The organism is Enterococcus sp. 1001283B150225_161107_E12 (assembly GCF_015556925.1).
GTDB classification, from domain to species: Bacteria; Bacillota; Bacilli; order Lactobacillales; family Enterococcaceae; genus Enterococcus_B; species Enterococcus_B mundtii.
Genome location: NZ_JADNNI010000008.1, coordinates 27220 through 41811 on the forward strand (window position 1 = coordinate 27220; position 14592 = coordinate 41811).

General features: G+C 35.4%; 13 protein-coding genes and 1 tRNA gene. 11 read left to right on the plus strand and 3 right to left on the minus strand.

Annotated elements, in window-relative coordinates; all coding sequences use genetic code 11:
* Window positions 1–75: 75 nt before the first annotated feature.
* Entirely contained in the window at window positions 76–318 is a 243-nt protein-coding gene (locus I2F89_RS07875) for a hypothetical protein (protein ID WP_019723878.1), read from the minus strand.
* A 121-nt stretch (window positions 319–439) separates the two neighbouring features.
* On the opposite strand from I2F89_RS07875, the gene I2F89_RS07880 reads away from it, so the two are divergent.
* The 5 genes from I2F89_RS07880 to I2F89_RS07900 all read left to right on the plus strand — a co-directional run bounded on the left by I2F89_RS07880 (window position 440) and on the right by I2F89_RS07900 (window position 5515).
* Window positions 440–512 (plus strand) — tRNA-Thr (locus tag I2F89_RS07880).
* 468 nt (window positions 513–980) lie between these two features.
* A complete protein-coding gene (locus I2F89_RS07885; RefSeq protein ID WP_195514151.1) occupies window positions 981–1691 on the plus strand; it encodes a glucosamine-6-phosphate deaminase in 711 nt (236 codons plus the stop codon).
* 192 nt (window positions 1692–1883) lie between these two features.
* The gene (locus tag I2F89_RS07890; RefSeq protein ID WP_195514152.1) at window positions 1884–2675 is read left to right on the plus strand and encodes a MurR/RpiR family transcriptional regulator; all 792 of its coding nucleotides are present in this window, start codon (window positions 1884–1886) and stop codon (window positions 2673–2675) included.
* 90 nt (window positions 2676–2765) lie between these two features.
* Complete coding sequence (gene malX, locus I2F89_RS07895) at window positions 2766–4334, plus strand: maltose/glucose-specific PTS transporter subunit IIBC (RefSeq protein ID WP_066025789.1); 1569 nt, start codon at window positions 2766–2768, stop codon at window positions 4332–4334.
* A 20-nt stretch (window positions 4335–4354) separates the two neighbouring features.
* On the plus strand, window positions 4355–5515 hold the full coding sequence (locus I2F89_RS07900; RefSeq protein ID WP_195514153.1) for a MalY/PatB family protein: 1161 nt from the start codon (window positions 4355–4357) through the stop codon (window positions 5513–5515).
* 151 nt (window positions 5516–5666) lie between these two features.
* Here I2F89_RS07900 and I2F89_RS07905 read toward each other — a convergent pair whose 3' ends face one another.
* Both I2F89_RS07905 and I2F89_RS07910 read right to left on the minus strand, forming a co-directional pair.
* Complete coding sequence (locus tag I2F89_RS07905) at window positions 5667–6539, minus strand: hypothetical protein (protein WP_195514154.1); 873 nt, start codon at window positions 6537–6539, stop codon at window positions 5667–5669.
* Window positions 6540–6551: 12 nt separating this feature from the next.
* The gene (locus tag I2F89_RS07910; RefSeq protein ID WP_195514155.1) at window positions 6552–7034 is read right to left on the minus strand and encodes a hypothetical protein; all 483 of its coding nucleotides are present in this window, start codon (window positions 7032–7034) and stop codon (window positions 6552–6554) included.
* Window positions 7035–7730: 696 nt separating this feature from the next.
* Here I2F89_RS07910 and I2F89_RS07915 point away from each other — a divergent pair.
* From I2F89_RS07915 to I2F89_RS07940, 6 genes are all read left to right on the plus strand, one after another.
* Window positions 7731–8348 carry a hypothetical protein gene (locus I2F89_RS07915; protein WP_195514156.1) on the plus strand — a complete coding sequence of 206 codons (618 nt, stop codon included), beginning with the start codon at window positions 7731–7733 and terminating at the stop codon, window positions 8346–8348.
* 65 nt (window positions 8349–8413) lie between these two features.
* Window positions 8414–8956, plus strand: a complete 543-nt coding sequence (locus I2F89_RS07920) for a hypothetical protein (RefSeq protein ID WP_195514157.1) — start codon at window positions 8414–8416, stop codon at window positions 8954–8956.
* A gap of 158 nt (window positions 8957–9114) precedes the next feature.
* The gene (locus I2F89_RS07925; RefSeq protein WP_195514158.1) at window positions 9115–9798 is read left to right on the plus strand and encodes a LysM peptidoglycan-binding domain-containing protein; all 684 of its coding nucleotides are present in this window, start codon (window positions 9115–9117) and stop codon (window positions 9796–9798) included.
* A 10-nt stretch (window positions 9799–9808) separates the two neighbouring features.
* Window positions 9809–10192 (plus strand): phage holin family protein, encoded by a 384-nt coding sequence (locus I2F89_RS07930; RefSeq protein WP_195514159.1) that lies wholly within the window; start codon window positions 9809–9811, stop codon window positions 10190–10192.
* A gap of 97 nt (window positions 10193–10289) precedes the next feature.
* The gene (gene bacL2 / locus I2F89_RS07935) at window positions 10290–10958 is read left to right on the plus strand and encodes a BacL2 family protein (protein WP_229078076.1); all 669 of its coding nucleotides are present in this window, start codon (window positions 10290–10292) and stop codon (window positions 10956–10958) included.
* 37 nt (window positions 10959–10995) lie between these two features.
* The gene (locus I2F89_RS07940; protein ID WP_195514161.1) at window positions 10996–13236 is read left to right on the plus strand and encodes a glycoside hydrolase domain-containing protein; all 2241 of its coding nucleotides are present in this window, start codon (window positions 10996–10998) and stop codon (window positions 13234–13236) included.
* Window positions 13237–14592: the final 1356 nt, after the last annotated feature.

Consider the following 14592-nt stretch of genomic DNA (forward strand, 5'->3'; position numbering starts at 1 on the left):
CTGGGGTCTTCCCAGATTTTTTTTATTTCATTCAGCCAAAATAAAAACCATCCACTTGATGGATGGTTGAAAAAACTAAATCTTACTCATATCTTTGTAATTGATAATGACGACGCCTTTACTTTGGGTCATCAAATCGGCATTCTCATTAGTTTCATCAATTGCAACAACAGCAGAGTTTTTCAATTGCTTGGAAATCGTTCCGGTTTGCGTTTTTCCGTGAATCATAAAGGTAACATGTGTATCAGTGGTAAATTTTTCTCCAAATTCTGACGGTTCGACCTTTGTTTCAAATTTTCCAAAAGTTGCCATTTTCATAAAACCTGCCTTTCATCTATAATTATAGCACATTTTTTGAAAAAAATCATGAAAGTAGAAAAATCTTCCACATTACCCCTTTACATTTCTTAACATAACGACTATAATTTTTCTTGGAAACGCCAGCTTAGCTCAGTTGGTAGAGCAACGCACTCGTAACGCGTAGGTCACAGGTTCGATCCCTGCAGCTGGCATACTAGATAAACACCGTCATATCAAGGTTTATACCAAGATATTGACGGTGTTTTTTTAATAGTTTTCGTTTTCTTGGGCAGAAACGTGGGCAGAGATTTTAAAAAATGGAAAAATAAGTAACAAGTAGATATTGGACTAGGATAGAAAATAATCACTTACGCTCTTTATTTTTTTGCAATTAGGTTAGAATTATTAATAAACGACAATTTATTGACAGTAGTTTTTTTAGTGATAAAATTTAGATAATCATAAAGAAGAGTTGCTGTGCGGCTAACCAAAAGAGTCTGTCATTTATTTGATAGACTCTTTTGTGTTATAAGGAAGAGAAATCATTGAAATTACTAAGGAAGTTAGAAAAGTAACTAGTATTTCTATTTCGAAATTTTTTTCACATAAAAGAAAACGCTATCAAAAACATCCTGACACTGTTACACTTTAACTAAATGAGTGAAAGGAAGTGGACAGCAATGGATTTAGTAATTGCGAAGGATTATGAAACACTGAGTGATGTAACGGCGGGAATCGTCTTGGGAAAAATGTTGAAGAAAAAACGAGTGAATTTATCTTTGACGACAGGAAATTCGCCTAAGATGGCCTACGAGATTTTGGTGGAGACGCTTAGTAAACTACAGATGGATACATCAATGATCCATTATTATAATTTTGATGAAGTGGCGCTGAAGGATAAGCAGTATGGTTTGACTATGTCAGGACTGAAAAAAGCCCTTTATGATCCTATCGGAGTTGCTACTGAAAATATTCACGAACTGACGATTGAGAATTATCAGGAGATTGACAAAAAAATTGCTCAAGCGGGTGGCTTGGATCTAGTCTTGATGGGGCTTGGGGAAGATGGTCATTTTTGTGGAAACATGCCTGGATATACGGACTTTAGTAAGGAGACTTATAGCATTCCAGTCATTCCAGGAGATCAGATGTATGAATCGTTAAAAGAACATCTGGGAGAAGAACCTGGTGATTACTTTGTGACATTTGGACCAAAGACGGTCATGGCAGCGAAACAGTTAGTATTGATCGTTAACGGGGAGCATAAAGCAGAGATCATCAAACAAGTGATCGAAGGACCAGTAACAGAGGAGATTCCTGCATCGATCTTGATGACTCATCCCAATATCACAGTGATTTTAGATGAAGCAGCTGCACAAGCGCTAAAATAAAGAATCATATCCAGCGATTTATTTCAAGGAACAACACAGAATCCACGAAAATCATATTACCGATTTTTGTGGATTTTTTTGTATGTCTGAATTTATCTGTAGACTCGTTTTTCATCGCGTTCTCCGGTAGAATAGATAAGAAAACAGACCATATCGTTCATTGGCGAAAAACTGCCAGAATAGGAGAAAGAGATGAATCAATTCTATAAGAGAATCCAATATAAATTTTCTGAATTAAATCAAGTGGAAAAAAATATCTTAGATTATTGTTTGCATCAATCAAGAAAAGTTTCCTCCATGACAGCCGAAGAATTAGCGAGTGAAACATTTACCAGCCAATCGACTATCACTCGAATGGCAAAAAAGCTTGGCTTTAAAGGATTTCAAGAATTTAAGTTTGCCCTTAAAAGTTATCGGTCATTAGAAGAAACGAGTGATTCTACTGATGCTTCGGATGAATTCAAACCATTGATCAATGAAATCCTTCGTCAGTTTACGGAGACGTTAGAAAAAATCGAACCGAAACAAATCGATCGCGCAGTCCATATGATTAAAGAAGCACAACGTATTGAACTGTTTGCTGTAGGGCAAAGTATCCCGGTCGCTGTTTCCCTGAATCGAAAATTGCATTTTCTTGGTAAAAATGTGGGGCATTCAACCGATTGGGACGAATTGCTAGCAGTGAGTAAACAACTAGGAGAAGGAGATCTTGCTATTTTTATTAGTCATAGTGGGGAAACATTAGGAATGCTCGATTATGCTAAACGACTAAAGGAGCGAAATGTTCCTCTGCTGTCTTTTATTGGTCAACCGACAAGTTCTTTAGAAGAATTGTCGACGGTCGCATTTATTGCAGAAATGTTGACGATCTATCATCAGAATATTGATTTGAGTCCAAGAGTTTCAATGGATATCTTGTTAGATATTTTGATGATCCATTATGCGAAACAAGTTACTTCTCAGAATGGAGATTCTAATTTATGAATGCCCATTCTACATGGACAGGAAGTATTGCAACCACCTTTGTCATCGCTTACATTTTAAGAGTAAGAAATAGAGTAAGGGGGAAAAGGGATGCAAAAAGGGAAGAAAGCAAGTTGGATGGAGATTTTTCAAGGGTTAGGCAAAACGTTCATGTTACCAGTCGCACTGTTAGCTTTCATGGGATTGTTCTTAGGGATTGGGAGTGCGTTCTCCGCTGAATCAGCAATTACTGCTTTTCCATTTTTAGGTGCTGCTTGGTTACAGGTGATGTTTCGCTTTATGTCGACGATTGGTGGCTTTGCTTTTAGCTATTTACCTGTGATGTTTGCCATGGCGATTCCTTTAGGCTTAGCACGTAAAGAAAAAGGCGTGGCTGCTTTTTCTGGGTTTGTTGGGTATGTAGTGATGCAATTATCGATCAATTTTTATTTGCAAGAAACGAATCAATTGGCAGCAAGTGAACAATTACGTGAAGCTGGTCAAGAAATGGTTTTTGGTATCCAAACATTATCTATGGGTGTTCTGGGAGGGATCATTGTCGGGCTGATCGTTTATCAGCTCCATACGCGATTCTATCAATTCCAATTACCAGATAGTTTTGCCTTTTTTTCAGGGACACGTTTTGTACCCATCATTACTTCAGTAACTTTAGCAATTGTTGGCGTGTTGATTCCGATGGTTTGGCCACTTTTTGCCATGTTGATCACTGGGATCGGAAATTTGATCCAACGCTCTGGTGCATTTGGCCCGTTCTTATTCGGTTCTGGAGAACGGCTCTTATTGCCATTTGGCTTACATCATATTTTAGTATCGATGATCCGGTTTACAGAAGCTGGAGGAAGTCAGGTCATCAATGGGCAAGAAGTCTTTGGCGCACTAAATATTTTTTATAATGAATTGCAACAAGGATTGGCGATTTCACCTAGCGCCACTGCTTTTCTTTCACAAGGTAAAATGCCGACATTCATGTTTGGTCTTCCCGCAGCGGCTTTAGCGATATATCAAACCGCAAAGCCAGAGAATCGTGCAAAAATCAAAGGATTATTGATTTCAGGTGTGATTGCGACTTTTGTAACAGGGATCACTGAACCAATCGAATTTCTCTTCTTATTTGTCAGTCCTCTCTTATGGGGATTCCATGTGTTGATGACTGGTGCCGGATTTATGGTCATGAGTTTGTTGGGCGTAACGATCGGGAACACCGATGGCGGTATCTTAGATTTTATTATTTTCGGGGTCATGCAAGGGACTTATACTAAATGGTGGTTGGTTTTACTTGTGGGTGCCTGTTGGTTTGGTATCTATTACTTTACATTTAAAACAGTGATTTTACGCAAAAACTTAAAGACCCCTGGACGTGAAGAAATGACTGCTGAGACAGAATATACAGACGAAGAAGTAACATATAAAGGAAAAGGCACAGTTGATGCACGAGGAATCTTGGCTGCTTTAGGCGGTGCTGAAAATATCACTTCTTTAGATAATTGCATCACACGTCTAAGGTTAGTGGTGAATGACGGATCGATCGTTGATGATGACCGACTGAAAAAATTAGGTGCATTAGGCGTGGTCCATTTGGATGATACGAATGTACAAGTCATTATAGGAACAAAAGTGACGACTGTTAGAAATCAACTGGATGACATCTTGTCGTTCTGAAATCGGGAGAGTGTAGAAAGATGTCTTTCAATGAACAAATCGATCGTAAAGGGACGTATTGTACGCAATGGGATTATATTGAAGACCGCTTCGGTAAAAATGATCTCTTGCCATTTACGATTTCTGATACAGATTTTAAAGTACCAATAGGCGTCGAAGCTGCGCTACAAGAAAGGTTAAGACATCCAATTTTTGGCTATACTCGTTGGAATCACACAGATTTCAAATCAGCAGTCACCCACTGGTACAAAGAACGTTTTGGACACCAGATCGACGAGGACTGGTTGGTTTACAGTCCTTCCGTCATCTATAGCATCAAGCAACTGATTTGTTTATTAAGTAAACCCGGAGAAGGTGTGATTATCCAAACGCCTGCTTATGATGCCTTTTATAAACTGATTGCTGGGAATGGACGTAAACTGGTAAGCAATGAATTGATTTATCAAGAAGGTGCCTATCAATTGGATTTTGAGGACTTGAGGCGCCAATTTGAGCAACCCGAGAATAAAATTTTGCTATTGTGTAGTCCCCACAATCCAACAGGTAGAGTGTGGACCAAAAAAGAATTAGTAAACATCATCGAGCTTGCCCAAAAAAACGAAGTGTTCATTATTTCGGATGAGATCCACATGGATATTCTCAGAAAGGGACAACACCATCAACCACTGACGGAATTGATCCAAAAAAATGTCGCAGTCGTCACATCAGGAAGTAAAACATTTAATTTTCCTGGATTGATTTTTTCTTACGGATTGATTCCAGATTCGTCCTTGCGCCAGCGGTTTTTACAACAGATGAAAGAAGCTGATGGCCTCGGTTCCACGAGTGTTTTTGGATTAGTTGCTACGATTTCGGCGTATGAAAAAGAAAGCAACTGGGTCACTGAACTCAATCAGTACATTGATGACAATATTGCTTTTGTCACTACGTACCTCAAACAACATCATCCAGAAATTATTGTGACAAAAAGCGAAGCCACCTACTTGATGTGGCTCGATTGCGCCCGACTCCCTTTCACTATGGAAGAACTTCAGCAACGAATGATCGAACGAGGCAAGGTTGCAATCATGTCAGGCGAAGTATATGGGAAAGCTAGTCACAATTTTTTGCGATTGAACGTGGGATGCCCACTTAAGAAATTGGAAGAAGGATTGCGGCGATTGACGAAGAGTTTGGGGTAGATAGGGAAAGTATTTACAAATAAATCATATATCATTTTATTTAAAACAAGCGCCAAAGGACAATTACATAATGTATCTTGTCCTTCGGCGCTTATTATTTCAAGAACCAATCTTATCAAAATGATTTGATACAGGAATCACCTATTTATTGTTAATTAGACTTAAAGACTTCAGGAAGTTGATCGAACGTAACAGACGAAACGTTTAAATAGTCTTTTTCAATACCATTGTTAGTAAAGCTCATCCCTAGTAAAACACCAGTTTTGGCATCAATATTTAGTTTAAAATGATCAGACTGATATCTGACTTGATTGGCGTCTGATAAACTACCTTCTAAAACTACTGTATTTCGTCCAGCTTTTTTTTCAGTGCCTGTAAGTTCATAAATAGATTCATCCTCTAATAAGTTAATTGCTAAATCGGAAGGTAATGCAACTATTTTTGCATTGCTATAATAATTTGCATCTGGTCTTGCCTTGTACAATTTTTCTCCGTCCTCACCAATTTTTATACTATCGGCTAATGTCATAGAATGATTACTAGATGCTCCTTCTAACATAACAAAGGAAGTATCTATGCCTAAGCTTTTATCATTTGAATCAAAATTTTCCGTTTCAATATTGCCGTTGTCGTAAAAAAGGGTGCTTCGATTATTTGCTGAATAAGTAGTATCGATTTTCGTGAGATGATTATTAGATAGATTAATAGCTGATAGATGAATTGATTCAATTAATTCTCCTGCTTTTTTAGTCGCTGAAAAATGAATCTCGATACTGTGATAATAATCAATGGCATTGATCATTCGATAGACTGCCTCTTGTTTTGTTGTGATTTCATTTTCTATTTGTACAGTAGGTATTTCAATTGTTGTTTGTTTTTCTTCTTCTGGAGAAGTCGTGATTACTTTGCTCTCAGACTTAACTTGTACATCCGTTTGTTGATTAGCTAAGACGGCATAAGCAGAACTTGCAAAAATTGTTGTCAGCGTTAAACCAATAATAACTCCTCTTATTTGTTTTTCCATAGTTATCTCCTTTTACCATGTGACTTTGAATGCATCTGCACCCAGACCACCCTGAATATTCACATTATTAGGTTTCCCAACATTTGCAGCTAGGTTCCAATTAGTGGCACCCAAATCACCAATCCAATTCCATCCTACAGCAGCATAGTATTGTTCAATAGTATTTCCTTCACCTATCCCTGGCGGTGAAGCAACATTATAAGCAGCTGTTGACTCGAATGCTGGATTAGCTAAATATGCGTAAAAATTCACAACATTTGTTCTATTTGTAGGGTTAAAGCCATACGCATAAAATGCACCACTTTTGTCGTAACTAATCCTTGCGTCTCCAAAATAACCTGATGAGATCCACGTCCAATTCCCTGACATAATATGACTCAAACCCGGTTGCCCTGCAGCTGCATCGTTGTCTACTAATTGCTCACCAGCAAAAACCTTGTACCCAGAAAAAATAGTACTGACAAAAAACAAAATAAAGAAAAGATTTTTTTTCATGATTGACTCCTTTACTTATTTATTTGTTCTCTTGAAGTATAAATCTAAGAAATAAAAAAACATATATTTTTTATTAATCATTATATTTGCATAATATTTAATGAATAATTTACTCTTCATCAACCTGTTTTTTTGTATAATTTAGCTCGGAAAATAAAATTTTATATTGTGTGAAAAAAATAAATAAATTATATATGGCAGAAAAGATAAAAAAACATAAAATTAGGAGATTTAAGTGGAAGATTTATTTAATAACTATAGAAATTTATTAATTTTATATTAAGAATATTGTGTATATTTTTAGACTATCTATTCTTAAACTAAATAATAATAAATTGAAATCTGTGAGATTCTAAATACGCTAAAAGCTTTTTTTAATAGACTAGAGCATAAAGTTTAAAATAGATAATATTATAAGGAGTATCCTATTTAAATAACGTAATAATCATTTTTAATTTTATATTAATACTTTCTAATTCGTTTACATAAAAGTAGAATAAGTTAACAAAAATGAGCAGGAAATCTTTGAATGTTAAATAACTAATTATATATATTTATAATTATATAAATATATATAATTAAGAAGCCATAGTTTATTCGAATACTTTATTATATTGATGAAGATATCTTCTAAAATCGAAAATGTAAACATGCTTGGTAATGAATTATAATTGAAGATTAAGGAGAGAATAAAAGATGAAGAAAGTATTGATGGGGTTTACAATGCTGTTTGGTTTGATAGTTAGTGGAATGCATACTGAGGTTGCAGATGCAGCAATTCGAGCAATTGATCCTGAAAGTATTGTTATTTCGAAAGAAGATAACCAAAAAGCAGTACAACAACTTGAAGAACAGGGGATTGATGTAGATAATCTACCTTTTTCAAAAGACAAGTTGACAATACAAAAACCAAAAGCTGGAACATATATCATCGAAGGAGAAGATAAAAATCCAAAAGATAATTTAAGCATTGCAGAAGAGTTGTTACCAAAGGCTAAATTATATAGTATTAACGCAACAGGGTTCTCAGTTCAAATTTATAATCCTAGTTCAGGTAGTACTTCGTCAGCTAGTGGGATAAGATGCAACGAATTAGCACCTTTATTTACAATAGAGGACAATGGCATTGCGGGTATCCATGCAATAATGTCTTATAATCAGTTTTATTTTTTAGGTGATTATGTGCAAGATTATGGAACTGGTGTATGGGATGGAGGATATTACTATAGATACTTCAACATTTCTGATACAAAGTGGCAATGGTATAGAAGGTTATGGCTGAGTGTTGCTGATAAGAATGATTTGCTAAACTAAAAATAGACTGTTTGGGAAGAAGCCTCTTTCTATTTTTTGAAATGAAGAGAGAGTGATCAAATAGAATGAAGAAGCGAATAATATCCATCCTGCTATTTCTATTATTAATGGCTGGCTGTAGTGGCGAAACAAATACAAGACAATTTGAATTGAGTGACAGCGTTCCGGAAACAAAAGAAAGCACTCAATCACAGGAAATAGCTGATTCAGACGATTTAACATTCGAGGAATATAAAAAAGCATTTCCTGGTCCTGGACAAGTCGATGAAGCCTATCAAAAATTAAAAATAAAAAGTGATATCTCCCAAGACCAGTTACACGATCTCTTGATCAAGTATTCTTGGAAACTAGAAGGTGGAGGTATCTTGATCTTCAATGAATCTGGTGAAGTACAGCGAATCAATCTGTCTGGGCAGATAGAGTATGCTGGAATATATTCTGTTAATCAAGATAACTTCTATTTAGAGCCAGATCCAGCAAGTGTGAACTATGCGAATGTGATCAAAGATCATAAGTACAGGATCGAAGCAGATAAATTGTTTTTATTCAGCGAGGAAGTGAAAGAACATCAAGTCATTATGTATCCTATGAAAAAAATAATTCCATAAACCAGTATTTTTTGTGCTCAATCTATTTATAAGTCATTAAATAAATAAGCGATTTAAAGCATCGGTATTCTGCCGATGCTTTTTTGTCACAATTTTCTTCATTTTACCGACATATTAAACGTATTTAAATACGCAAAAATTTTGAGAGGAGAATCAAAATGAAGTATGTTGTAAAATCTGGAGATTCGTTAAGTAGGATTGGTGAAAAATTTGGGGTATCAGTTAGTCAATTACAACAATGGAATGGAATCAAAAATCCTGACTTTATTTTAGTTGGGCAAGAGCTGATGATCATGAAAGAGTCGAATGATACACTTACGCGAAAGATTACTAGGAGCCAACTTGAAGCAATTGGATGGAGCAATCTTTCAGAGCAACTGATCCACGATTTAAATCAGTGTATCAACGTGTATCACATCACTGAACTTAATAGTTTACAGCATTTTATTAGCCAGTGTAGCCACGAGTCAAGTTGTGGAAAATGGCGCATAGAGCTTGCTTCTGGAGATGCTTATGAAGGTCGTAGTGATCTTGGAAATGTTTCTAGCGGTGATGGCAGAAAATTCAAAGGAGCAGGGTTTATTCAACTAACTGGTCGTTATAATTATACCCAGTTTTCTTTATCGATCGCAGATCCAGAAGTTGTCAAGCAAGGGGTAACTTATGTGGCTGAAAGATACCCATGGTCAAGCGCTGGTTATTGGTGGGAGGTCAATGGGATGAATAGTTTCTGCTTATTATCACCTACTGTTGAACAAGTAACATTTAAAGTAAATGGTGGATACAATGGATTGGCTTCACGTAAATTCTATTACGAAAAATGTTGCGAAGTTATCAGTTAAGAGGGAGATAATGTTTAGTAAAATGGGGATTTTTATACATTTATTTGAAACAGAAAAAGAATTGATTCATATCTTTTTTTTGTTGATTTTATTAGATTTATTCACTGGTTGGTTAAAAGCGAAAGTACAAAGAACTTGGTATTCTAATTTGAGCTGGCAAGGCCTGTGGAAGAAGCTTAGCCATTTTGTTTTATTGATTTTGACTGGCGTCGTCGATATCGTTCTAGCAAAAAATAATGTTCAACTTGAATTCACGTTAGTTCAAGTATTTACAACATTTTTAGTACTGACGGAAATCGGAAGTATTTTAGAGAATGTGGCAGAAACAAATCTAACAAAATATTTTCGTCAGGTTATTGAATTGATTGAACAGAAATTAAAAAAAGGCAGCTAATATCCAAAAAATAGAAAAATAAAGAGTAAATTCTATGTCACAGATTTATTCAACTTATCGACATATCCTTTCAAAAGAATGAATGGAGTGGCTAATGATGAGTTTTTGGATAAGTATAACAGAAAGAGTGGATTTGTATGTAACAGAACCAAATGGAGAATTACTGGAAGCAATACTCAGAGATTTTTTTCCATATTTAAAAAAAAGTGCTAAAAATGCCCAAATTTCAGCAGAGAAATTGGGCGTATACATACCTTTTGAGGATTTTTATAGTACCTATCTGTTAGCTACATGGAAAGCGATTGAAGATTATCGACTGGAAAGAAAGAAGAAAGAGTTGAAGTTTAAAAATTTGTTTCTCTATCGCTTAGCAATTGCTGAAAAAGATGTATGGCGTCTTTACAAAAAAAGTTCAAACAATAAGAATGACAAAAATAGGATTACTTATGATGCTGGGCGTTGGCAATCTTTAGATCCTGGATTTATAGAGAGTCAGTCATCGGTGGAAATTGATTCAACTATCGATTTAAAAGAGATGGTTTGTAATTATCAAAAGCAGGCACCACTTGATGGTTTCTTCTTTTCATTGCTAGTTGGAGGGTTTACTTGTTCTGAAGCAGCGAAAATCATGTTTTCAGAAAAGGACTACCATCCGTCAGTGCGTAAAAGAGTGGAGAGAATGAAGAAACGCTTAAAAAAATATTTGCTTCAAGAAAAATATTTCCTGAATACTGTCACAAATTCTAAAAAATCTCAACATATCTAAGTGATTCGAATCAAAAAAATGTTGAGGAGTGAAAAGAATGGATAGGAAAGCAAAACAAACACGTGATCCTTGGGTGTTAGAGGTACAGCAATGGTTGAATGAGATATATGGAAATGTAGCAGGCTTTGGTTCAGTACCGGAAGATGGTTATACTGGATGGAATACGATTTATGGATTGATTCGAGCGGTACAACATGAACTAGGAATTACGGCATTAGTTGATAACTTCGGTGCAACTACTTCTGCCTTATGGGATAAAGAAGTCACCCCCAGTCTAATCAACACATATGAAAGTAACTTTGTAAAGTTGATTGATGGTGCATTTCGTTGTAAAGGAATGGGAACTGGAAAGTTTAATACCATTTACACAACGGACAATGATAATGCAACAAAGCAGTTAAAAACTGCCGCAGGATTTGAATCAGTCAATAGTACATTAGATTCCACATGGGCCAAAGCCTTGTTTGATATGAGTGCTTTTGTTTTAGTACCAAGTGGAGATGCGACGATTCGCTCGATGCAACAAGGATTGAATCGAGAGTACTGGCAATATACGGGGATTTTGCCTTGTGATGGTGTTTATCAGCGTCAAACCAATACAGCCTTGATTTATGGTCTTCAAGCAGAAATTGGCATGGATACAAATACAGCAAATGGTAATTATGGCCCTGGGACTGAAGCGGGTACCCCAATACTAAATCAAGGAGACATCGGTCCATTTGTTCGAATTTTGCAATACGGTCTTTATGTGAACGGTTATAACAAACAAGGTGATTTTTCAGGAAACTTTACGTCATATATTGCGGAGCAAATTCTTGCTTTCCGACAATTTATGGCATTGCCACCGTATAATCAAACGTCGGATTTAACTGTAATGAAAGGTCTACTAACATCAAACGGGAACACGAATCGTTCAGCAGAGGCCTTTGACACCTCGACAATTTTGACCAAAGAAACAGCACAAGGTTTGAAATCACAAGGTTTTTCGATTGTTGGACGCTACTTGACAGGTACGGTTGGTACAGGGGCGGATGAACGTGATAAAAGTTTATCATTCGAAGAGATAGAAGCAATTACGCAAGTCGGTTTAGCCATTTTCCCTATCTACCAAGATGGCGGTTGGTATGAATCTTATTTCACGAAAGAACAAGGGTTTAAAGATGGAAAACTGGCGATTGAAGCAGCATATAACTTAGGTTTTCCCTTAGGAACAACCATTTATTTTGCATGTGATGTGGATATTCAAGACGGTAATATTTCCGGAACTGTCTTACCTTATTTTGCGGGAGTATGGTCAATTCTTTCATCAGACCAGACGTATAATGTTGGCGTTTATGGTACTAGAAATGTTTGTCAGAAAATCATTGATGCGAGTTATGCAACCCAAGCTTTTGTATCTAATATGTCCTCAGGCTTTAGTGGTAATTTAGGATTTCCTATGCCTAAAGAATGGGCATTTGATCAGTTTATTGAACTGACCACAGGGGGAGTAGGTATCGATAAAGTTGCTGTGTCAGGTAGAGATCGAGGTATTTCATCTTTTTCTGTATCTCCAGAAGCAATTGCGAAAAGAGAGTTATTGAAGCTGTATAAAAATTTCGGTGTAGCAGAAACAGCATTTGAATTTGAACAAGAAGTACGTATAGAGCCAGCACCAAATTATGTGGTCTATTTGAAACCGCATATGGAGTGGTCTATTTCAGGAGAAGAATATGGGATTTCTGTATTGGTGAAGGATAAAAAAGTGGACATGTCTCCTTATTACAATGAAATCACTGATTCGATCGTGGAATACAGTGAGTATCTTAAAGGAGACACAAAAAGTTTTGAAGATGTCATCAATGAACTTGGACCAAAAGTAGATAATGGAGCGATTGCAGTCGGATTAGCAACGAAAGAAGGGTTAATAGGTACACGTATCTTGATGACCTTTGAGAAAGAGTTGAAGCACGGAGACCATGAAATTACATCCAAGTTTCAATTAGAGATTGAGATTTACTTGCGTCCGCTTGTTGATTCCCCCTTGCCAGATCCAGTTTATCAGGACGTCGTAGAACAGTTGGAGAATGGGACGTTTGAGTGGGATATTCCGTTGTTGATAGGTGCAACTGTGACAGTGCTGTGTGGAGCAATGCTATTTTTCTACGGTGCGGCTATAATTGGTGGTATTGCCTCTATTATTGTTGGAATTTCCACAGCTGTAACTACTGTAATGCAAGCGTTAGCCGTCATTGTAAGTACGAGTATGGGAATATATGCTAACTTTTTAGGTGTATAGGGATAAGAATACACTAAGAGTAGTAGATAAGGTATTCAACAGAATATCCTATCTACTACTCTTAGTATGCCTTATTCAATCATATCAACTTAGTCAAATATCCAGTAATCAATGCAATAGTGGCAAAACAAATTGTTATGTAGACCAAATAAATCATTTTAATCTGCCAACTTAAAACTTTGGATTGTTCTTTTAAGTCAGTAAAAGAATATGTTTTGAATTTATTCTTTTTATTAAGAATTAGATAGTTATTAAGTATCATTTCTTTCAGGTAGTACCATTTTTTTAGACCAAGAAGACATATAGTTAATTGAGATAGTACGAAAAAAAAGGAATATAGTAGCTGTCTGCTATATAAAAAATATACTGCTACAACCCCTATTGTTAATCCTAAAAAGATACAAACATTGGTGTATTTTAATATACGTTTATAGTGTTCTAAGACTATGTACTCAGGGGAAGGCAAATCTTTTTTGAATATTGTTTTTTTGAATTTCTCCATCTTATAAACAAAGAAACATAAAGAAATAAAAGAGATGTAGGTTAAAAATAGAAAAAAGAAAGCAAAAACTACAAGTAAATTATGCATAGGAACAGAACCTTTCTTATTATTTTTTTTTTAGGGGGGAATGTGTGGATAAAGATTAAAGTATAAAGTAACTATAAGTAAATAGTTGGTATGTAAGGATCAAGTAGAATTTTTATTCTAAGTTTACGTTTGATATGCTATGAAAAAAAGATATCTATCATGGAGAAAGGTAGAACCATCAATAAAGGAAATATCACTATATTGTTTTCATCAGTAAAGTTGAGATCAAGAGTAACATATAAAAGAATAAAGTGAGATAAAGTGAAGAAATCATTTTATTTTGCCAAGATAAAATGATGTTTTGCTGTTTTTGATTATTAAAGTAGTATATCAAATATGATTTATTTTTAGCTATAACCAGATATCCTTGACTAATGCTCTCTTTAGAGTAGAAACATGTAGTTAAACTCAACAACAAGAAGAAGATTCCTAAAATTAAAAAAAAGGTAGAAAGATTCAAGATGTTCTTTGAAACTAGCACATTTGAAAGGATAAATGAAATTGAAGTCAAAAAAATGTATTGATTACTTTTTTTTAACATACGAATATATATTTCTGTTTCATCAGAAGCTGCAGAGAAAATATTTTTTGAATATATGTATTGTTTAAATAATTCTATTCGATTACTGATTAATATCAAAGATACAAGTGAGATTAACATAAGACCTAGAAGACCGAAGTTAAGTATGTCTAAGTAATGATACATAGTATTGCCCCCTTTAGTATTTATGTAGCTTAAAAATGCTATCAGCTATAATTAACAGATA